The 19888-nt window shown below is 74.1% G+C and carries 21 protein-coding genes; 14 read left to right on the top strand and 7 right to left on the bottom strand.

Going from position 1 to position 19888, the window contains the following annotated elements; translation table 11 throughout:
* Positions 1-86: 86 nt before the first annotated feature.
* Positions 87-782 (top strand): hypothetical protein, encoded by a 696-nt coding sequence (locus tag RM425_RS02115; RefSeq protein ID WP_311343530.1) that lies wholly within the window; start codon positions 87-89, stop codon positions 780-782.
* Here the strand turns inward: RM425_RS02115 and RM425_RS02120 are convergent, their stop codons facing one another.
* Positions 783-1241 (bottom strand): hypothetical protein, encoded by a 459-nt coding sequence (locus RM425_RS02120; RefSeq protein ID WP_311343531.1) that lies wholly within the window; start codon positions 1239-1241, stop codon positions 783-785.
* Positions 1242-1310: 69 nt separating this feature from the next.
* Here RM425_RS02120 and pyrE point away from each other — a divergent pair, with 69 nt between their 5' ends.
* The gene (gene pyrE, locus RM425_RS02125) at positions 1311-1865 is read left to right on the top strand and encodes an orotate phosphoribosyltransferase (protein ID WP_311343532.1); all 555 of its coding nucleotides are present in this window, start codon (positions 1311-1313) and stop codon (positions 1863-1865) included.
* A 92-nt stretch (positions 1866-1957) separates the two neighbouring features.
* Positions 1958-3382 (top strand): FAD-binding oxidoreductase, encoded by a 1425-nt coding sequence (locus RM425_RS02130; protein WP_311343533.1) that lies wholly within the window; start codon positions 1958-1960, stop codon positions 3380-3382.
* A gap of 5 nt (positions 3383-3387) precedes the next feature.
* Here RM425_RS02130 and RM425_RS02135 read toward each other — a convergent pair whose 3' ends face one another.
* The gene (locus RM425_RS02135) at positions 3388-4488 is read right to left on the bottom strand and encodes a bifunctional GNAT family N-acetyltransferase/NUDIX hydrolase (protein ID WP_311343534.1); all 1101 of its coding nucleotides are present in this window, start codon (positions 4486-4488) and stop codon (positions 3388-3390) included.
* 5 nt (positions 4489-4493) lie between these two features.
* Positions 4494-5342 (bottom strand): class I SAM-dependent methyltransferase, encoded by an 849-nt coding sequence (locus tag RM425_RS02140; protein ID WP_311343535.1) that lies wholly within the window; start codon positions 5340-5342, stop codon positions 4494-4496.
* Between the two features lie 91 nt (positions 5343-5433).
* Between RM425_RS02140 and RM425_RS02145 the strand changes: the two genes are divergently transcribed.
* The 5 genes from RM425_RS02145 to RM425_RS02165 all read left to right on the top strand — a co-directional run bounded on the left by RM425_RS02145 (position 5434) and on the right by RM425_RS02165 (position 9253).
* Entirely contained in the window at positions 5434-6786 is a 1353-nt protein-coding gene (locus RM425_RS02145; protein ID WP_311343536.1) for an FAD-dependent oxidoreductase, read from the top strand.
* A gap of 3 nt (positions 6787-6789) precedes the next feature.
* A complete protein-coding gene (locus RM425_RS02150) occupies positions 6790-7410 on the top strand; it encodes a pentapeptide repeat-containing protein (RefSeq protein ID WP_311343537.1) in 621 nt (206 codons plus the stop codon).
* Positions 7411-7471: 61 nt separating this feature from the next.
* The gene (gene fbaA, locus RM425_RS02155; protein ID WP_311343538.1) at positions 7472-8506 is read left to right on the top strand and encodes a class II fructose-bisphosphate aldolase; all 1035 of its coding nucleotides are present in this window, start codon (positions 7472-7474) and stop codon (positions 8504-8506) included.
* On the top strand, positions 8506-8928 hold the full coding sequence (locus RM425_RS02160; protein WP_311343539.1) for a DUF3151 domain-containing protein: 423 nt from the start codon (positions 8506-8508) through the stop codon (positions 8926-8928). Before fbaA ends, RM425_RS02160 begins: the two co-directional genes overlap by 1 nt.
* A gap of 181 nt (positions 8929-9109) precedes the next feature.
* Positions 9110-9253 carry a GPGG-motif small membrane protein gene (locus RM425_RS02165; RefSeq protein WP_311343540.1) on the top strand — a complete coding sequence of 48 codons (144 nt, stop codon included), beginning with the start codon at positions 9110-9112 and terminating at the stop codon, positions 9251-9253.
* Between the two features lie 46 nt (positions 9254-9299).
* Here the strand turns inward: RM425_RS02165 and RM425_RS02170 are convergent, their stop codons facing one another.
* From RM425_RS02170 to RM425_RS02180, 3 genes are all read right to left on the bottom strand, one after another.
* Positions 9300-10097 carry an ATP-binding cassette domain-containing protein gene (locus RM425_RS02170; RefSeq protein ID WP_311343541.1) on the bottom strand — a complete coding sequence of 266 codons (798 nt, stop codon included), beginning with the start codon at positions 10095-10097 and terminating at the stop codon, positions 9300-9302.
* On the bottom strand, positions 10094-11164 hold the full coding sequence (locus tag RM425_RS02175) for an ABC transporter permease (protein ID WP_311343542.1): 1071 nt from the start codon (positions 11162-11164) through the stop codon (positions 10094-10096). The genes RM425_RS02170 and RM425_RS02175 overlap by 4 nt, the downstream gene beginning before the upstream one ends.
* Before the next feature lie 157 nt (positions 11165-11321).
* The gene (locus tag RM425_RS02180) at positions 11322-11936 is read right to left on the bottom strand and encodes a hypothetical protein (protein WP_311343543.1); all 615 of its coding nucleotides are present in this window, start codon (positions 11934-11936) and stop codon (positions 11322-11324) included.
* Positions 11937-12047: 111 nt separating this feature from the next.
* Between RM425_RS02180 and RM425_RS02185 the strand changes: the two genes are divergently transcribed.
* A complete protein-coding gene (locus RM425_RS02185; protein WP_311343544.1) occupies positions 12048-13337 on the top strand; it encodes an adenylosuccinate synthase in 1290 nt (429 codons plus the stop codon).
* A 244-nt stretch (positions 13338-13581) separates the two neighbouring features.
* Here RM425_RS02185 and RM425_RS02190 read toward each other — a convergent pair whose 3' ends face one another.
* Positions 13582-14610, bottom strand: a complete 1029-nt coding sequence (locus RM425_RS02190; protein WP_311343545.1) for a glycerophosphodiester phosphodiesterase family protein — start codon at positions 14608-14610, stop codon at positions 13582-13584.
* Positions 14611-14878: 268 nt separating this feature from the next.
* On the opposite strand from RM425_RS02190, the gene rsgA reads away from it, so the two are divergent.
* The 5 genes from rsgA (at position 14879) to RM425_RS02215 (ending at position 19847) form a co-directional block, all read left to right on the top strand.
* Entirely contained in the window at positions 14879-15910 is a 1032-nt protein-coding gene (rsgA, locus tag RM425_RS02195; protein WP_311343546.1) for a ribosome small subunit-dependent GTPase A, read from the top strand.
* Between the two features lie 25 nt (positions 15911-15935).
* Positions 15936-17204, top strand: a complete 1269-nt coding sequence (gene purD / locus RM425_RS02200) for a phosphoribosylamine--glycine ligase (protein ID WP_311343547.1) — start codon at positions 15936-15938, stop codon at positions 17202-17204.
* Positions 17201-17599 carry a hypothetical protein gene (locus RM425_RS02205; protein ID WP_311343548.1) on the top strand — a complete coding sequence of 133 codons (399 nt, stop codon included), beginning with the start codon at positions 17201-17203 and terminating at the stop codon, positions 17597-17599. Before purD ends, RM425_RS02205 begins: the two co-directional genes overlap by 4 nt.
* A 68-nt stretch (positions 17600-17667) precedes the next feature.
* Positions 17668-18975 (top strand): adenylosuccinate lyase, encoded by a 1308-nt coding sequence (gene purB, locus RM425_RS02210; RefSeq protein WP_311343549.1) that lies wholly within the window; start codon positions 17668-17670, stop codon positions 18973-18975.
* Complete coding sequence (locus RM425_RS02215; RefSeq protein ID WP_311343550.1) at positions 18972-19847, top strand: phosphoribosylaminoimidazolesuccinocarboxamide synthase; 876 nt, start codon at positions 18972-18974, stop codon at positions 19845-19847. The genes purB and RM425_RS02215 overlap by 4 nt, the downstream gene beginning before the upstream one ends.
* Positions 19848-19888 lie beyond the last annotated feature (41 nt).

Consider the following 19888-nt stretch of genomic DNA (forward strand, 5'->3'; position numbering starts at 1 on the left):
GCGAGCCCGCCGGGGTCCACCCGACCCCGGCGGGCCGCGCCCGCGTCCGACATGATCAGGGGGCACACCGAGGCCGGGAGGTAGCGATGACGTCCGACCAGAGCGGCCGGTACGGCGAGCCCACGGGCCGCCCCGAGGACGGCTCCGACGGGCCCCCGCAGCAGCAGGGCTGGAACGCGCCGCCCCCGCAGCAGGGCTGGAACGCGCCGCCTCCGCAGCAGGGCGGCTGGAACGCCCCGCCCCCGGGATGGCAGCCGCAGGATCAGCAGTGGTCCGGCTACGCCGCCCCGTACGTCCCGCCGCCCCCGCCCGGTTCGGCCGAGCGGCCGCTGACGGTGCGGGCCGGCATCGGCGCGTTCGTCGTCAACTTCGTGCTGGGCCTGGTGAGCGCGCTGGTGGCCTTCGCCGACATCGACGGCCTCGTCCGGCAGGCGGCCCTGCAGACGAACGACCCGGACGTGAGCGAGGAGGTCCTGCGCACCGCCATCCTGCTGTTTGCCGGCATCGGCCTGGTGCTGGTGGTGCTGCACGCGCTGTTCATCTGGTGGGCCTGGCGCGGCCGCAACTGGGCGCGGATCATGCTGTGGGTGCTCGGCGGCCTCGCCGTCCTGAGCGGCTTCAGCACGCTCGGTGGCGGCACCGGCGCGACCGACTTCCTGACGGCGCTGAGCGTCTTCCAGTTGCTGGCCCTGATCGCCGGCATCGTGCTGCTGGCGCTGAAGCCCAGCAACGAGTGGTACCGGTACACGGGCTGGGCGCGCACCTACGGCCAGCAGCGCTGATCACGCCGGGCCGGCTCCCGCCAGCCAGCCGCGGGTCGTGCCCGCCATCAGGCTGGTCAGCCCGGCGACGGACAGCACCAGCAGGAGCAGCGAGGCCACGCTGACGCCACCGGTCGCCAGCACGCTGACGACGGTGAGCAGGGTGAGCAGCGCCGTGGCGGCCACGCCGGCCCACCGCGCCCAGCTGCGGCGCCGCGCCAGGAACACCGCGGCCACGACCAGCAGGAGCCCCAGCAGGAGGTAGGGGACCAGGGACAGCAGGACGAACTGCTCGGCCTCGGCGCGCGAGACGTCGTCGGCCTCCTCGACGATGCGGTCCACGGCGACGTCGAAGCCGACCCAGAGCAGCACGGCGTTGGACAGCAGCAGGAGCGCGAGCACCGCCATCACCCCGACGGCGACCCGGACCGAGGGGGGCATGACCGGCGCGGGGTCACCGGGAACAGGAGGCTTGGCCACGGGTCCACCCTGGCAGACCCGGCGCCGCCGGCCAGCAGGCGGTGCGGCGACCTCATTAGGGTTCGGCCCATGACGGCTCCCGCCACCCTGCCCGACCGCGACCGCCTGCTGGACCTGATCGTCGACCTCGCGGTGGTGCACGGGAAGGTGACGCTCTCCTCCGGGCGGGAGGCGGACTGGTACATCGACATGCGCCGGCTCACGCTGCACCACGAGGGCGCCCCGCTGGTCGGCCGCGTCATGCGCCAGCTCACCGGCGACCTGCGCTACGACGTCGTCGGCGGGCTCACCCTGGGCGCCGATCCGGTGGCGATGGCGATGCTGCACGCGGCCTCGGCCGGTGAGGGCTTCCTCGACGCCTGCGTGGTGCGCAAGGAGGGCAAGGCGCACGGCCTGCAGCGGCGGATCGAGGGCCCGGACGTCGCCGGCCGCGCCGCCCTGGTGGTCGAGGATGTCTCGACCACCGGCGGCAGCCCGCTCACCGCGGCCGAGGCGCTGCAGGAGGCGGGTGCGGAGGTCATCGCCGTGGCGGTGATCGTCGACCGCGGGGCGCGTGCGGCGGTCGAGGCAGCCGGGTTCGAGTACCGCGCCGCCTACGAGCTGTCCGACCTCGGCCTCGCTTGACCACACGAGATCTGCACGGTCGTGGCATTCGGGGCCTTGATGTGCCCGAGTGTGCAGATCTCGCGGCGGGGACGGCGTCGTACCGTGTGACCGTGACCACTTCCTGGGTGACCGAGCTGCAGGACGCGGTGGGCGCTGACAGCGTGCTCACCGATCCCGACGTCACCGCCGGGTACGCCCGCGACGCCGCGATGATGGCGCCCGCAGGCCTGCCCGCCGCCGTCGTCCTCCCGCGCAGCACCGCCGACGTCGTCGCGGTCATGCAGGTCGCGACCCGCCACGGGGTGCCCGTCGTGCCGCGCGGCGCCGGATCGGGGCTGGCCGGGGCCAGCAACGCCGTGGACGGCGCGATCACCCTGGTCATGACCCGCATGGACGCCGTCCTGGAGGTCTCGCCCGCGGACCGGCTCGCCGTCGTCCAGCCGGGCGTGGTGAACAAGACGCTGCGCGACGCCGTCGCGGACTTCGGCCTGTTCTACCCACCGGACCCCTCCAGCTACGACTGGTGCACGATCGGCGGCAACCTCTCCACCAACTCCGGTGGTCTGTGCTGCGTGAAGTACGGCGTCACGACCGACTACGTGATGGGCCTCGAGGTGGTGCTCGCCGACGGGCGGGTGCTGCGCACCGGACGACGCACCGTGAAGGGCGTCGCCGGCTACGACCTGCCCCGGCTGTTCGTCGGCTCGGAGGGCACCCTCGGCGTCATCACCGAGGCGACGCTGGCCCTGCGGCCGGCCCCGGAGCGCCCGGTCACGCTCGCCGCCTCCTTCGCCACGACGGCCCAGACCGGCCAGGTCGTCGAGCGCGTGGTCACCAGCGGCCTGGTGCCCAGCCTGCTCGAGGTCATGGACAACACCTGCATCTGCGCCGTGGACGACCTGCTCAAGGCCGACCTCGACCGCTCCGCCCACGCGCTGCTGGTGGCCCAGTCCGACTCCGGGGGAGCGGTCGCCGCCGAGGAGATCGAGGCGCTCGCACAGCTCTGCCGCGAGGCCGGTGCCGAGTTCGTGCACACCACCGACGACCCCGCCGAGGGCGACCTGCTGCTGCAGGTCCGGCGCATGGCGCTGCCGGCCCTGGAGCTGCTCGGCACCACGCTCATCGACGACGTCGCCGTGCCGCGCTCCCGCATCGCGGCGTTCCTCGACGGCTGCGACGCGATCGCCGCGACCCGCCGGCTCACCATCGGCGTCGTCGGCCACGCCGGCGACGGCAACATGCACCCGACCATCTGTTTCGACCCCTCCGGCGCCGGCCAGCGCGAGCGGGCCTACGCCGCCTTCGACGACATCTGCGAACTCGGGCTGTCCCTCGGCGGCACGATCACCGGGGAGCACGGCGTGGGCTCGATCAAGCTGGACTGGCTCGAGCGCGAGATCGGACCGGTGGCCCTCGACGTGCACCGCGCGATCAAGGACGCGCTCGACCCGATGGGCCTGCTCAACCCGGGCAAGGTGTTCCGCCGGGCGAGCGTGCGCGACCTCGCGGCCGTCGCGGAGCTGACCGGACGCTGAGCCGGTCAGGCGGGGTGGCGGAGCGAGAGCCGGACGGCGTCGACCCACATCGCCTGGGAGGGCCAGAGCACCCGCTCGGCCTCGTCGACGGCGATCCAGCGGAACTCGTGGCGATGCTCGACCACGTCGCCACCGGATCGCTCCTCCCACTCCCACCGCTCGTGCCGCGGGGCATCCCCGAGCCGTAGGTGGAAGGCGTGCTGGATCTGCTCCTCCAGCCCCGCCGGCACGTTGCCGGGCTCCGACCGGTTCCACGCCTCCCCGAGCTTGCGGACGACGAGGGCGGAGTCGAGACCGGACTCCTCCGCGAGCTCCCGGAGCACGGCCTCCTCGGCGGACTCGCCGACGTGGATGCCGCCACCGGGGACCTGCGTCCCCGCCGCCACGTCGAGGTGCTCGAACACGAGGAGCCGCCCGGAGGGGTCGGTGACGTAGGCGATCGCCCGCTGGTAGCAGTCGGGATGCCAGCCGGCCATCGCCGTCAGCCGTCGCGCCGAGCGCACTCCTGGCCCGCCACCAGCGTCCCCGGCCCGCTCGTCGCCCACATCGGCGCGGCCGTCCGCAGCGAGCCCCAGCGGACCGACGTAGACGTACTCGTCCAGCGGCTCCGCGCCGGAGATCGCCACCGACACCTGTCCGAGCCGGCGCCACCCGGCTCGTTCGTAGAGCGCGATCGCCCCGGCGAGGTGGGTGGCCACGTCGAGGACCGGGGTGCGGCCGAGGCGGAGGACCTCCGTCAGGGCCTCCGCGAGGAGTGTCCGGGCCGTCCCCTGCCGACGATGCGGTCGCGCGACCACGAGCCTGGCCACCACCGCCAGCCGCTGCTCCGGCACGCCCAGGGCGCGACGGGCGAGGTCGAGCACCTCCGGCGAACCCGAGGGGCTGACGCACACGTGGCCGACCACCTCCCCGTCGCTGACGGCGACGAACGCGGCGAGCGCGCCTGGTGCAGCGATGAACCGGCCGAGGTCGTGCGGTACGCGCGGAGGGTATCCGTCGCGCTGCAGCATGGACTCCGCCAGCCGGCGGAGCGCCGGCAGGTCGTCGTCCGACCGGCGTCGGACGTGGACGGCCCGGGTGCGCCCCACGGCTGTGGGCCCCTCCACGCCGGCTACCCCTCGTCGGATGTCGCGGGACCGTCCGCGGCGGTCCCGGTGCGCGCGGTGAGCTGCCAGAAGCGCGCGGTCCGCCAGTAGGGCTCCCGCTCGCACAGCAGCAGCTCGAGCTCCAGCAGCCGCCGGTAGAAGTCGGGCTCGGACTTGCGCTCGTCGTCGGCGATGAGGTCCATCAGGCAGCGGATGCCGAATCGGTGCTCGACGGTGCCCCCGGCATCGGCCAGCGCCTGCTCCACCTCGTCGGTCTCCAGGCGCCGCATCGGGTGGTCGAAGGTCTCGCCGTGCACCGTCGGGGAGTCCAGGACGGCGCGGGCGCGCTCCGGGTCCATCCGGCGGATCGCGGCCGCGAGCACGTCCATCGCCGGGTTCGGTGCCATCACCGACACCACCCCGCCAGGCCGGGCCAGCGACGCGAGGAACCGCACGGTGGCCGGGACGTCGGTGCGGTAGTGCAGCACGTTGTGGCAGAGGACGACGTCGAAGGCGCCCAGGGGCACGTCCCCGGGTAGCTCGCCGCGGACCAGGTCGTCGAGGTCCGCGGAGACCACCCGGACGAGGCCCGCGACGCCCCGGGCCTCCGCCGCCTGCTCCGCCTGCGCCAGGAGGTCCGGCGCGAAGTCGAGCACCGTCACGTCGTGGCCCCGGGCCGCCAGCGGCAGGCTGTCCGCGCCGTCGCCACCGCCGACGTCGATCACGCGGAGCCGGCCGGGCAGCGCCGCCACCGCCCGCGCCGTCGTCTCCCGGACCACGTCGTAGCGCAGCCGGCCCCACGGCGAGGCCTGCCAGGAGGCCCACTCGCCGGCGCGATCGCCGAAGACGCCGGCCGGGGCCCCACCGTTGGACACGCCGGGACCCTAGGCCGGATCCACCCGCCTGGACAGCCTCCCGGCCACCGCGGGGCTGCGGATCGTCGGTCCCGGGTGACACGCTGTGGCCGTGAGCACCGATCGGCTGGTCGTCATCGGCGGGGACGCCGCAGGGATGTCGGCGGCGGCGCAGGCCCGGCGGCTGCGCGGCGCGGACGACCTGGAGATCGTCGTCCTCGAGCAGGGCGACGTCGTCTCGTACTCCGCCTGCGGCATCCCCTACTGGGTGGGCGGGCAGGTCGAGGAGCGGAACGACCTGATCGCGCGCACGCCGGCGGAGTTCGCCGCCCGGGACATCACCGTGCGCACCGGCACCCGGGCGGTGGAGATCGACGCCGACGCCGGGAAGGTCGTGACCGACGGCGGCGAGCGGATCGGCTACGACCGGCTGCTGGTGGCCACCGGCGGCCGCCCGAACCGCCCGCCGATCCCCGGCCTGGATGCCACCGGCGTCTTCGGTGTCCACCGGCTCGACGACGGCGCCGCGATCCGGGCCGCCCTGGACGCCGGGCCGCGCCGTGCGCTGGTCCTCGGCGGCGGCTACATCGGGCTGGAGATGGCCGAGGCGCTGCAGCGGCGGGGGCTGGCGGTCACCGTCGTCCTCGCCGACCCGCTGCCGATGCAGCTGCTGGACAGCGACATGGCCGAGCGGGTGTGCGCCGGCATGGGCGCCATGGGCATGGAGATGCACCCCGACCAGGCGGTCCGCGAGATCCTGGTGGACGAGTCCGGCCGCGCGCGGGGTGTGCGCACCGACGCCGGCAGCTACGACGCCGACCTGATCGTGCTCGGCCTGGGCATGGGCCCCGAGGTGGCGCTGGCCGAGCAGGCCGGCATCCGGCTGGGCACCACCGGCGCCATCGCCGTCGACCGCACCCAGCGCACCCGCTCGCACCCGGAGATCTACGCCGCGGGGGACTGCTCGCAGACGTTCCACCGGGTCACCGGCGAGGCCACCCACATCGCGCTGGGCACCCATGCGAACAAGCAGGGCCGGGTGGCCGGCTCGGTCATCGGCGGGCGCGCGGCCCGCTTCGCCGGGGTGCTGGGCACGGCCCTGACCAAGGTGGGGGACCTGGAGATCGGCCGTACCGGGCTGTGCACCACCGAGGCCGAGCAGGCGGGGTTCGACTACCGCACCGACACCATCGAGGCGACGACGAAGGCCGGCTACTACCCCGGCGCCGAGGAGATCGCGATCAAGCTGCTGAGCGAGACGGGATCGGGGCGGCTGCTCGGGGCCCAGATCGTCGGTGGGCCCGGGTCGGGCAAGCGGATCGACGTGCTGGCCGCCGCCATCTGGGCGGGCATGACCGCCGAGGACCTCGCCGGGTCCGATCTCTCCTACGCGCCGCCCTTCTCCCCGACCTACGACCCGGTGGTCGTCGCCGCGCGCGTGGTCAGCCGGATCGAGCAGGGCTGAGACATGGGCGGGCCGACGGGGAGCGGATCGGCAGCCACCGAGATCCGTGACGCCGACTGGTACGGCGAGGACCTGTCCGGCCGGGAGCACAACGGTGTCCGGTTCTCCGGCGTCGACCTCACCGAGGCCACCGGTGACGGCGCGGTCTTCACCGACTGCGCCTTCGTCGACTGCAGGTTCAGCGCCACCCGCTTCACCGACGCCGCCTTCCTGAACTGCTCCTTCACCGGCTGCTCCTTCTTCCAGGCCGAGTTCACCGCGTGCAAGTTCGTGGGCAGCCGGTTCCAGCGCTGCACCTTCGACCTGATGAGCGTCGACGGCGGGGACTGGTCCTTCGTCCTCCTGCCCGGGGCCGACCTGGCGCGCGCCACGCTCGCCGGCGCCCGCATGCGCGAGGCCGACCTGACCGGCGTGCGCGCGGCCGGGGCCACGCTGCGCGGGCTCGACCTCTCCGCTGCAGAGCTGTCGGGCGTCGACCTGAGCGGCGCCGACCTCCGGGGCAGCGACCTGAGCGCCCTGGACCCCCGCGACGCCGAGCTCGCCGGGGCGCGGATCGACGTCACCCAAGCGGTCGTACTCGTCACCACACTGGGGTTGCACGTCGGCCCCGACGCCCCGGAGTAGCGGGCACGGCGCGATACTGAGCGCCGATCAGTGCAGATCGTCAACGACAGGAGCGCCCCGCATGCCCATCGCGACCCCCGAGGTCTACGCCGACATGATCAGTCGGGCCAAGGAGGGTGGGTTCGCCTACCCCGCGATCAACTGCACCTCGTCGGAGACGATCAACGCGGCCCTGCGTGGCTTCGCCGATGCCGGCAGCGACGGGATCATCCAGTTCTCCACCGGCGGTGCGGAGTTCGGCTCCGGCTCCAAGGTGAAGGACATGGTCACCGGCGCGGTCGCCCTGGCCGAGTTCGCCCACGTCGTCGCCGAGAAGTACCCGGTCAACGTCGCGCTGCACACCGACCACTGCCCCAAGGACAAGCTCGACGGCTACGTCCGCCCGCTCATCGCGCTGTCCCAGGACCGGGTGGACGCCGGCCAGGAGCCGTTGTTCCAGTCGCACATGTGGGACGGCTCGGCCATCGAGCTCGGCGAGAACCTCGACATCGCCGAGGAGCTCATGGAGAAGTCCGCGGCGGCCAAGCTGGTGCTGGAGCTGGAGATCGGCATCGTCGGCGGCGAGGAGGACGGCGTCGTCGCCGAGATCAACGAGAAGCTCTACACCGCCGACGGCGACTTCCTGCGCACCGCGCAGAAGCTCGGCCTGGGTGAGCGCGGCGTGTACCTGCTGGCGGCCACCTTCGGCAACGTGCACGGCGTCTACAAGCCGGGCAACGTGCGGCTCCGTCCCGAGATCCTCAAGCAGGGCCAGGACGTCGTCGCCCAGGAGTTCGGTCTCGGGGACGGCGCCAAGCCGTTCAACCTGGTCTTCCACGGCGGCTCGGGTTCCGCGGAGTCCGAGATCCGCGAGGCGATCTCCTACGGCGTCGTGAAGATGAACGTCGACACCGACACCCAGTACGCCTTCACCCGGCCGGTCGCCGCGCACATGTTCAGCAACTACGACGGCGTGCTGAAGGTGGACGGCGAGGTCGGCGACAAGAAGGCCTACGACCCGCGCAGCTACCTCAAGGCGGCCGAGGCCGGCATGGCCGCCCGCATCGTCGAGGCGTGCGAGCACCTGCTCTCCGCCGGCCAGTCCCAAGGAGCCTGATGTCCCACTCCCACGGCAACCTGCTCGGCGAGCCGGACCCCACGCTGCTGCCGGCGAACCCGCAGGCCGACGGCGCGCTCGCCGCCGGCATCCCGGCTGCCGAGGTCGCCGCCCACCACCCCACGGTCAGCGCCGCCTGGGCGGCCCTGGCCGAGGAGGCGCTGGGCCGGACCGAGCGGCTGCTGTCCGACACCATCGAGGCCTACGCCTACGCCCGCACCGGCTACCACCGGGGGCTGGACGCGCTGCGCCGCAACGGCTGGAAGGGCTTCGGCCCGGTGCCGTGGTCGCACGAGCCCAACCGCGGGTTCCTGCGCTGCGTCACCGTGCTGGCCACCGCGGCCGAGGCGATCGGGGAGCACGACGAGCACGAGCGCTGCATCCAGCTGCTGCGCGACTGCGATCCCACCCTGGCGCCCTGATCCGGCGCCACTCCGGATGACGAACGTGGGTGTAACGGTGTGTAACCCCTAGTCGGACCGGCACATCCGTTGTGCCCGATCTACCTGGGCTTTCCCGCTCAGGTTTCCGATTCGGTCGTGATGGTCACTACTCAGAGTGCACGGCGCCGTGTCGCGGCGCCCGCACGAACGGAGACATCACGTGGAATTCCTGCTCTGGATCCTCGCCGTCGTCCTGGTGGTGGCCGGCGTCGTCGCCATCGTCCGCAAGCAGATTCTGTGGGGGATCGTCCTCATCGTCATCGGCCTGCTCGTCGGCCCCGGCGGGGTCAGCATCCTCAGTTGAGCGAGCCCCGGGTCCGCTGTCCGGGCCCGGGGTCACCCCCCTCGTCTCAGCGGCCGCCGAGCTCCGGGTGCAGTGCCGTGAGGGCGTCGGTGAGCACGTTCAGCTGGTCGCCGCCGGCCATCAGCGCGGTGAGGCCGTCGGCGTCGACGTCCTCCCGCGTGAGGTTGCCCGCGACCTGACCGCCCGCCAGCAGGAGGAACCGGTCGCCGATGAGATGCGCGTACCGCGGGTTGTTCGTGACGACGACCACGGCCAGCCCCTGGGCGCGCGCGGCGAGGATGGCCTGCCCGAACAACGTCTGACGCGCCACCGTCATCGGTGCCGTCGGCTCGTCGATGACCAGGGCGCTGGCGCCGAAGTGCAGCGCCCGGGCCACCGCGAGGCTCTGCCGCTCGCCGGCCTGCAGCCGGCTGGCCGGCTGATCGGGGTCCAGCCCCGGCACGCCCACCCGGGCCATCGCCCGCGCGGTCGTCTCCCGCGCCGAGTCGAGGTCGAGCCGGCGCAGCGGCCACACGCCCCGCGTCGGCTCGGCACCCAGGAAGAAGTTCCGCCAGACCGACAGCAGCGGGGCGACCGCGAGGTCCTCCCAGACGGTCGCGATGCCGGCGCTCCGGGCCGCCCGGGGTGACCGGAAGCGGACCGCCGTGCCGGCCACCCGGAGCTCGCCCTCGTCGTGCCGGCGCAGCCCGGACAGCAGCGCGACCAGGGTGGACTTGCCCGAGCCGTTCTCGCCCAGCACGCAGCTGATCTCCCCGGCGGGGAAGGCTGCGCTCACCCGGGACAGTGCGGGCACGCTGCCGTGGCGCACGGTCACCCCCCGCAGCTCGAGTCCGCCGTCGCTCACGAGCGCGGCACCCCCTTGAGCCGGTGCCCGACCACGCCGTTGGCGACCAGGGCCACCACCAGCAGGACGCCGAGCAGGGCCTGGAACCACGGCGGGTCCCAGCCCGCCAGCGCTATGCCCTGCCGGGCGACGGCGTAGAGCAGCGCGCCGATCGAGGCGCCGAGCGCGGAGCCGTAGCCGCCGGCGAGCAGGCAGCCGCCGAGCACCGCCACTACGATGAAGTCGATCCCGGTGGCCAGGCCGGCGCTGCTCACCTGGACGCCGCCCAGCCGCACCAGGGTCAGCGCGCCGATCAGCCACCCCGCCGTGGCGCTCAGGCAGAACAGCGCGACGGTCGTGCGGCGCACCGGCACGCCGAGCTCCCGGGCGGCGGTGCGGGCCCCGCCGCTGGCGAAGACGGCGTTGCCGAACTTGGTGCGCCACAGCACCCACGTCGCCACCGCGGTCACGCCGAGCCACCACAGCAGCGAGACGCGGAACCGGCCGTCGCCCAGCTGCGCGGTCGAGCCGAACAGCGTGGCGGCCGACGACCATCCCGGTGCGCCGTCCAGGCCGTCCACCCGCCCGGAGCCGGCGACGGCCCGGACGCCGGCCAGCGTCGTCCCCTGCAGGACGAGCAACGTCGCCAGCGTGACCAGGAAGCTGGGCAGTCCGGTGTTGACGACCAGCACGCCGTTGACCAGGCCGACGAGCAGGGCGCACGCCAGCGAGGCCAGCAGCGCCGGCCACGTGCTCCAGCCGGCGTGGCCGATCAGGAGGGCGGTCATGGCCGCGCTGGAGATGGCGAGCACCCCGACGGACAGGTCGAACTGCCCGGCGATCAGCAGCAGCGCCACGGCCACCCCGCCGATGCCGAGGGTGGCGGCGACGTCCAGGACGCCGGCGAGCCCGCCGGAGCTGATCAGCTCGGGGGCCTGCAGGGCGAAGAACGCGAGGACGAGGACCAGTCCCACCAGGGCCGGCAGGCTGGGCCGGGTCAGGGCCCGCTGGAGTACCCACCTGCTCCGCGCGTCCCGGGGCGTCGCGGCGCGCGGCGCCACGGACGTGGACAGGCGGTCGGCTCTCACCGGCGGTGTCCGGCGGGACGGGGGGACGACGGCAGCGGAGCCTCCTCGACGAGCGTGCCTCCCAGTGTCCACGACTGGGGGAGGTGCTGGGACGGCCACCCTTCAGGGGCCCGCGCCGAGCTCGCGAGGCGTGGGGGAAGGGTGGTCCTCCTACCGCTCAGGGGTGCAGCAGCCAGCGCACCCGGTCGTCGGCGAACCACGTCCAGCGCTGCACCGCCCGCGGGTAGCGGACGCCGTCGCGGATGACCCGTGCCGGGTCGGAGGCCACCTGCAGCGCGCGGCCGCTCGTCCGGCGGGTGGGCCGCAGCGGCAGCGTCATCACCGTGACGCCGATCGTGTCGACCGCCGTCCAGTCGGGCCGCACGTCGATGCGGGTGATCTCGCCGTTGGCCACCCGGATGTCGTCGTGGTGCGCCTGCAGGCCCAGCCGACGGCTCAGCGAGCGCCGCCCGTCGCCGTCGGCCTCGATCCGGCCGTGGTGCAGCAGCACACCGCCGTGGTCGTCCCGGACCAGCGAGAGCTCCCGCGGGCCGCCGGAGCCGATGCCGAGGTCCCGGGCCAGCCCGGTGGAGTCCTTGTCGCCGCCGGGCTCCCAGGACACCGGCACCTCGGCCGTCCGCCCCGCCTTGAGCAGCACCGTGAGGACGGCGGCCAGCCCGGCCACCGGTCCACGGACCAGTACCGAGCCGGCGTCGGCGGCCCCGGCCACGGAGGCCGCGCGCGGGGCCTCGCCGGCCGCCAGGCGGCGCAGATCCAGCTCCAGCGAACCCATGCGGATACCCTGCCATCCGACCGGCCGTGCGCCCGGTACGGCCACGCCCCGCCCCACCCCGCCGCACCGAGCGACCTGCCTGCCGTCCCGACCGAAGGAGAGCCAGCCCCGATGCCCGCAGTCGTGCTGATCGGCGCCCAGTGGGGCGACGAGGGCAAGGGCAAGGCCACCGACCTGCTCGGTGGGCGCGTCCCCTACGTCGTCCGCTACCAGGGCGGCAACAACGCCGGACACACGGTGATCACCCCGGACGGCGAGAAGTACGCGCTGCACCTGATCCCGTCGGGCATCCTGACGCCGGGCTGCACCCCGGTCATCGGCAACGGCGTGGTCATCGACCCCGAGGTGCTGATCCACGAACTGGCCGGCCTGGAGGAACGGGGCGTGGACACCTCGCGCCTGACCATCTCCTCGGACGCGCACTTGATCATGCCGCACCACCGGGCACTGGACAAGGTGACCGAGCGCTTCCTGGGCAAGCGGAAGATCGGCACCACCGGCCGCGGGATCGGCCCCGCCTACGGCGACAAGGTCGCCCGCACCGGCATCCGGGTGCAGGACCTGCTGGACCTCTCCATCCTCCGGCAGAAGCTCGAGGGCACCCTGCAGGAGAAGAACCAGATCCTGGTCAAGGTCTACAACCGCAAGGCCATCGACGTCGACGAGGTCGTCGAGGAGTACGCGGGATACGCCGAGCAGCTCAAGCACCGCATCGCCGACACCCGGCTGCTGCTGGGCAAGGCCCTCGACGCCGGCGAGTGGGTGCTGCTCGAGGGCTCGCAGGGCACGCTGCTCGACGTCGACCACGGCACGTATCCGTTCGTGACGTCGTCGAATCCGACCGCCGGTGGCGCCGCCGTCGGCGCCGGCGTGGGCCCGACCCGCATCGAGCGGGTCGTCGGCATCCTCAAGGCGTACACGACCCGGGTGGGCTCCGGGCCCTTCCCCACCGAGCTGTTCGACCAGTGGGGCGAGTACCTGCGCAAGCAGGGCGGCGAGGTCGGCGTGACCACCGGCCGCGATCGCCGCTGCGGCTGGTTCGACGCCGTCGTCGCCCGGTACGCCAGCCGGGTCAACGGCATCACCGACTACTTCCTCACCAAGCTGGACGTCCTCTCCGGCCTGGAGACGGTGCCGATCTGCGTGGCCTACGAGATCGACGGCGTCCGGCACGACGAGATGCCGATGACGCAGACCGACTTCCACCACGCGAAGCCGGTCTACGAGGAGATGCCGGGCTGGTTCGAGGACATCCGGCACTGCCGCACCTTCGACGAGCTGCCCGCGAACGCCCAGGCCTACGTCCAGCGCCTCGAGGAGCTCTCCGGCGCGCGGATCAGCGTCATCGGCGTCGGCCCGGGCCGCGACGAGAACGTCGTGCTCCGCGACCTCATTGGTTGATCCTCCGGATCAACACCGCGGCCAGGAGCGTGTTGATCGGTTGATGCTCCGGATCAACACCGCGGCCAGGAGCCCGCTGCTGCTGCGCTGAGCGTGTCCCGGCCCCTCCTCTGGAGAGCCTCCGGCCCTCCGTCGTCGGGACCGCCCCGCAGGGCGGCTCGCGCGAGGGCCGCGACGTCCGTAGGACTCACCTGCCTGCCGCGGCTCCGACGGCCTTCCTCGGGGAGCCTCCGGCCCCCGCTCGTCAGGCCGTCAAGCTCCGCTGGCGGGTGCGGCTGCGCAGCGCGGTGACGGCGAGATCGGGGGAGTCGGTGATCAGGCCGTCGAGACCCAGGTCCAGCAGGTGCCGGGCGTCGGCGACGGCGTCACCGTGGGCGCCGGGCTCCTCGCCGCGGCGCAGGTGCGCCGGCAGGAAGACGTTCTCCGCCCGCAGCGTCCAGCAGAAGACCGACAGGGCGGCACGGTGGGCCTCGACGACCAGCGGGCAGACTCCGCCCCTGCCCTCGGCGGCGCGCAGGATCCGCTCGCGGCTGGGCCCGATGCCCTGCGCGTAGGTCGAGATCTCGCGCAGCCCGGCGCGGGTGACCATCCGGTTGCCCTCCGCGCCGTTCCCCACGAGCTGGATCATGCGGGGCCCCTGCTCACCGAGCCGGGCGCGCAGCTCCCGGAGCAGGGCGGTGTCGAACGACTGCACCAGCACCGGACCGGCCACCGAGGCCACACCGAGTCGCTGCAGCTCGTCGGCGGCCAGCGCGGCCAGCGTCGGGCCGGTGCCCTCGGGCCAGGTCACGTTCTTGAGCTCCACGAGCACCTGGACGAGGCGGTCGGGCGTGGAGCGGCTCCGGGCGAGCTCGACGACCTCGGCGAGGGTCAGGATGCCGAACCGGCCGTCGTAGGCGGTGTTCAGCGGCCGGAGGTCGGGCATCCGCTCGAGGGCGCGCAGCGTGCGCAGTTCGGCGAGGGTGAAGTCCTCGGTGAACCAGCCGGTGACCGTCTTGCCCTTCACGGTGCGGCGGGTGCGCCGGTCGGCGAACTCCGCGCGCTGGGCCACGTCGGTGGAGAGCGAGAGATCGCTCTCGTGGCGGACGACGAGGGCGCCGTCGCGGCTGACCACGACGTCGGGCTCGATGAGGTCGGCGCCCAGGTCGATCGCCAGCTCGAAGCTGGCGGCCGTGAGCTCGGGCCGGTAGGCGGGGGCACCGCGGTGCCCGATGACAGCGGGTCGGGGAAGGCGGGTCACGGGCGGCATGGCCAGCGACTCGGTCGCGTGCATGGATCCCACAACACCTCAATCGGGTGGCGAGTGGGCGAACTGAAGGGAACGTGTTGCGCACGATCGGACGCACAGCGCGTTGACCAGCAACGAGGCATGGGCTTAGTGACGCATCTCTCAGGTTTGAGTTCGTGTTGCGGCACGGAAGCTGCAGGTCACGGGCGTCCCGCTCGTCCCCGGCGTCCCACCGACCCCTCCTCGCCCGCTGCGGCCGGGGTCCCATCAATCCGGGTGACACCGGGCCGACCCGGAGCCCACCATCGGCCGCGTGACTCCTCTTCCGGCCCTGGGCTGGCGCCCCGAGCTGGCCGCGCAGCTGCCGGCCGGGACCGCGCCCGCCCGGGTGGTGCGCGTGGACCGCGGCCGGCTCGGCGTGCTGACCGGGGACGGCGAACGGCGGGTGCACCCCGGCGCAGGTCTCTACGCCGATGCCGCCCTCGGCGGGCCCGCGGTCGGGGACTGGGTCGCGCTGCGCGACGAACTGGCCGTCGCCCTGCTGCCCCGCACCAGCGCCTTCGTCCGCACGGGGGCCGGGCGCTCGTCGGCGGCGCAGGTCGTGGCGGCCAACCTCGACCTCGTCCTGGTCGTCGACGCGCTGACCGCCGATCCCCGGCTGCGCCGCGTGGAGCGGTACCTGGCCGTCGCCTGGAGCAGCGGAGCGACGCCGGTCGTCGTCCTCACCAAGGCCGACCTCTGCGACGACGTCGTCGCCGGGGTGGAGGCGGTGCGCGAGGACGCGCTGGGCGTCGACGTCCTGGCGGTCAGCTCCCCGACCGGCGAGGGGATCGCCGCGCTCCGGGCGCTGCTCGCGCCGGGCCGGACGGCGGCGATGGTCGGGCCGTCGGGGGTGGGCAAGTCCAGCCTGCTCAACGCCCTGGCCGGCGAGCCGGTCGCGGGCACCCGGGAGATCCGCGAGGACGGGCGGGGACGGCACACGACGACCGCCCGGGAGCTCCAGCTCCTCCCCGGCGGCGCCCTGCTGATCGACACCCCCGGCATGCGCGAGCTGGCGCTGTACGACGACGCCGCAGGAGTGGAGGCCGCCTACGCCGACGTCGCCGACCTGGCCCTGGACTGCCGGTTCCGGGACTGCGCCCACGGCGGCGAGCCGGGCTGCGGGGTGGCCGCGGCCCTCGACGACGGCCGGCTGGACCCCGCGCGGTTCCGTGGGTGGCGCAAGCTCCAGGCCGAGGCCCACCGGCAGCGGCTCCGGGTGGACGCCCGGGCCCGGGCCGAGGAGCGCGCCCGGCTGCGCTCGCTGCACCGCTCCCGCCGGGACCTGCCCTCCAGGCCGCGCTGACGCCTCGTCGGTAGCGTTGCGCCCCGTGCGCGTGCTCGTGATCGGCTCCGGTGCCCGGGAGCACGCCCTGTGCGTGGCTCTGACGTCCGACCCCGCCGTCGAGGCGCTGGCCTGCGCGCCCGGCAACGCCGGCACCGGTGCGCTCGCCGAGGCCTTCGCGCTGGACGTCCGCGACCCCGATGCGATCGCCGGCCTGGCCCGCACGTGGGGGGCCGACCTCGTCGTCGTCGGCCCGGAGGTGCCGCTGGTGGCCGGTGCGGCCGACGCGATCCGCGACGCGGGCATCGCCTGCTTCGGCCCGTCGGCCCAGGCCGCGCAGCTGGAGGGCAGCAAGTCCTTCGCCAAGCACGTGATGACCGCCGCGGGGGTGCCCACGGCGCGGGCCTGGCCGGTGGGTGGGCCCGCGGAGCTGGAGACGGCGCTCGATGAGGTGGCCGCGCTCACCGGCGGGGCGCCGTACGTCGTCAAGGACGACGGCCTGGCCGCCGGCAAGGGCGTGCTGGTCACCCCCGACCGGGACGCCGCCCTGGCCCACGGGCGCGGCGTCCTCGACGCCGGGGGAGCGGTGCTGGTCGAGGAGTACCTCGACGGACCCGAGGTGTCGCTGTTCGCCGTCACCGACGGGACGACGGTGCTGCCCCTGGTTCCCGCGCAGGACTTCAAGCGCCGCGACGACGGCGACGGCGGCCCGAACACCGGCGGCATGGGGGCCTACGCGCCGCTGCCCTGGGCGCCGGCGGGCCTGGTCGACGAGGTGATGGCCACCGTGCTGCAGCCGACGGTCGACGAGATGGCCCGGCGCGGTGAGCCGTTCGGCGGCCTGCTCTACGCCGGCCTCGCGCTCACCTCCCGCGGCGTCCGGGTGGTCGAGTTCAACGCCCGCTTCGGCGACCCCGAAACCCAGGTCGTGCTGCCGCTGCTGCAGACCCCGCTGGCCGGGCTGCTGCACGCCGCCGCGACCGGCACGCTGGCCGCGCACCCGCCGCTGGAGTGGCGCCCGGGCTCCGCCGTCACCGTCGTGGTCGCCGCCTCGGGCTATCCGGAGGCGCCGCGCACCGGGGATCCGGTCACCGGGGCGGACGGGGACGGCGTCCTGCACGCGGGAACGGCCGTGGCCGACGACGGGACCGTGCGGTCGGCCGGTGGCCGGGTGCTCTCGGTGACCGCTGTGGGCGAGGACCTGGCGGCGGCCCGGCAGACCGCCTACGAGCGGGTGGCGGCCGTGCGGCTGGCCGGCGCGCACTGGCGCACCGACATCGCCCTGGCCGCCGTCGAGGGGAGGATCGTCCTGTGAGCAGCGAGGACGAGATCTGGAACCGTGCCTGCGATCCGGACGGCCCGTTCACCCACCCCGGCGACGACGCCCTCGCCGCCGTCCTGCTCTGCCACGGGATGGCCATGAACGGCGGACTCCTCCATGCCGTCCAGGGGCTGGAGGAGGACCAGCGGGAGCGGGCCGTGGCCGGCTTCCGCCTCCTCGGCCTGGACGACGCCGCCCGTGCTGTGGAGGCCGTCGCGCAGGGGGCGGCCAGGCTGGCGGCGAACGACTCCGCGGCCGAGGAGCGCCTCGAGGTCGAGGCGGGCCGGCGCTACGGCGAGGCGCTGCCGCAGTGGGACGAGACGATCGAGCGCGCGTTCCGGGCCCACCTGCAGCGCCACCCGGAGGCCTACGCGCCGCTCGAGTCCTGAGCCCCGCGCACCGGCGGATCCGCGCTGCGGGAGACTGTCCGGGTGCTGATGGCGACGAGGTGGGCCGCATGATCGAGCGCTACACGCTCCCCGAGATGGGGCGGGTCTGGAGCGACCAGCACAAGTACGAGTTGTGGTGCCGCGTCGAGACGCTGGTGCTCGAGGCGCACGCTGCCGCGGGCCGGGTACCGGCCGACGTCGTCGAGCCGGTGCGCAACGCGCCGCCGCCCACGCCCGAGCGGGTCGCGGAGATCGAGGAGACGACGCAGCACGACGTCATCGCCTTCCTCACCGCGTGGGCGGACAACACCGAGCCCCGCTCCGCCGCGGCCTACGTGCACCACGGCATGACGTCGTCGGACCTGCTCGACACCGCGCTCGCCGTGCAGCTGACCGACGCCACTGACGTGCTCCTGGCCAAGGCCGACCGGCTGGTGGCCGCGCTGCGCGACCACGGGCTGGCGCACCGCACGACGATCAAGGTCGGGCGGACGCACGGCGTGCACGCCGAGCCCGTCGTCTGGGGCCACCGGGTCGCCGACCTCGCCTTCGCCGCCGCGCGCTCGCGGGACCGGCTGCGGGCGGCGCGCGAGCGCGTCGGCGTCGTCGCCATCTCCGGCGCCGTCGGCACCTACTCGCTCATCGACCCCTCGGTCGAGGTGGCCGTGGCCACCGCGCTGGACCTGGAGCCGGCCGATGCCTCCACCCAGGTGGTGCTGCGCGACTCCATCTCGGAGTGGGTCTCGGCGCTCGCGGTGATCGCGACCGTGTGCGAGGCGATCGCCCTGGAGGTGCGGCACGGCCAGCGCACCGAGGTGCGGGAGCTCTCGGAGGCGTTCGGGTCGGGCCAGAAGGGCTCGAGCGCGATGCCGCACAAGAAGAACCCGATCCGCTCCGAGCGCATCGCCGGCCTGGCCCGGGTCGTGCGGGCGGCGGTCGTACCGGTGATGGAAGGCATCCCGCTGTGGCACGAGCGCGACATCTCGCACTCCTCCACCGAGCGGGTCTTCCTGCCCGACGCCGCGATCACCACCGACTACCTCCTGCACCTGACCGCCGGACTGGTGGAGAACCTGGTCGTGGACGCCGACCGGATGCGGGCGAACCTGGAGTCCACCGGCGGGCTGATCTACACCTCGTCGGTGCTGCTCGAGCTGGTCGAGGGCGGGCTGTCCCGGGAGGACGCTTACTCGCTGGTGCAGACGGCGGCGATGGAGACGTGGAACAGCGGCACGCCGTTCCGGGAGACGCTGCGCGCGCGGGCCGCCGCCTCGGACGTGACGCTGGACGAGCCGCGGCTGGACGAGATCTGCCGGCCGGAGCGCTACGTCGCCAACCTCGGCCCGCTGTTCGACCGGCTGGCTGCGCTGTCGTGATCGACCTCCCGCTCGTCGCCCGTGGCAAGGTGCGGGAGATCTACGACGCCGGGTCCGACCGGCTCCTCCTGGTGGCATCCGACCGGATCTCTGCCTACGACTGGGTGCTGCCCACGCCGATCCCGGACAAGGGACGGGTCCTCACGCAGCTGTCGGTGTGGTGGTTCGACCAGCTGGCGCCGGTGCTGGCGGAGTTCGGGGCCTCGCACCACCTGGTGTCGGCGGCTCCGGGGGCGGACGACAGGGTGCCCGCGGAGGTCGCCGGGCGGGCGATGCTGGTGCGGCGGCTGGAGATGCTGCCGGTCGAGTGCGTGGCCCGCGGCTACCTCTCCGGAGGCGGCACCAAGGAGTACGAGCGCACCGGCTCGATCCGCGACGTCGTCCTGCCGGCCGGGCTGGTCGAGGGCTCGCAGCTGCCCGCGCCGGTGTTCACGCCGTCGACCAAGGCGGAGATCGGGGAGCACGACGAGCCGATCGACTTCCCCGCCGTCGTCTCGGCCGTGGGTGCCGAGCGCGCCGACCAGCTGCGGGACCTCACGCTGGCGCTGTACCGACGCGGTGCGGAGATCGCCCGCGACGCCGGGATCGTGCTGGCCGACACGAAGTTCGAGTTCGGGCTGGACGCCTCCGGCGGTCTGGTGCTCGGCGACGAGGTGCTCACCCCGGACTCGTCGCGCTTCTGGCCGACGTCGTCCTGGGCACCGGGTTCGGTGCAGCCGTCGTACGACAAGCAGTTCGTGCGCGACTGGCTGACCTCGTCCGGCTGGGACCGCGTCTCGGAGCCGCCGGAGCTACCCGACGACGTCGTCGCCGCCACCCGCGAGCGCTACGTGACCGCCTACGAGCGCCTCACCGGCACCCCCTTCGGCTAGCCAGCCCCCGCCGAGTGCGACGAAGTGGTGGCCATCAGCGC

The organism is Blastococcus goldschmidtiae (assembly GCF_031845325.1).
GTDB lineage: Bacteria > Actinomycetota > Actinomycetes > Mycobacteriales > Geodermatophilaceae > Blastococcus > Blastococcus goldschmidtiae.

Bases quoted from the DNA above. Each gene is read 5' to 3' on its own strand.
- RM425_RS02115 (WP_311343530.1), top strand. From the start codon at position 87: ATGACGTCCGACCAGAGCGGCCGGTACGGCGAGCCCACGGGCCGCCCC.
- pyrE (WP_311343532.1), top strand. From the start codon at position 1,311: ATGACGGCTCCCGCCACCCTGCCCGACCGCGACCGCCTGCTGGACCTG.
- RM425_RS02150 (WP_311343537.1), top strand. From the start codon at position 6,790: ATGGGCGGGCCGACGGGGAGCGGATCGGCAGCCACCGAGATCCGTGAC.
- fbaA (WP_311343538.1), top strand. From the start codon at position 7,472: ATGCCCATCGCGACCCCCGAGGTCTACGCCGACATGATCAGTCGGGCC.
- RM425_RS02160 (WP_311343539.1), top strand. From the start codon at position 8,506: ATGTCCCACTCCCACGGCAACCTGCTCGGCGAGCCGGACCCCACGCTG.
- RM425_RS02180 (WP_311343543.1), bottom strand. From the start codon at position 11,936: ATGGGTTCGCTGGAGCTGGATCTGCGCCGCCTGGCGGCCGGCGAGGCC.
- RM425_RS02185 (WP_311343544.1), top strand. From the start codon at position 12,048: ATGCCCGCAGTCGTGCTGATCGGCGCCCAGTGGGGCGACGAGGGCAAG.
- RM425_RS02190 (WP_311343545.1), bottom strand. From the start codon at position 14,610: ATGCACGCGACCGAGTCGCTGGCCATGCCGCCCGTGACCCGCCTTCCC.
- purB (WP_311343549.1), top strand. From the start codon at position 17,668: ATGATCGAGCGCTACACGCTCCCCGAGATGGGGCGGGTCTGGAGCGAC.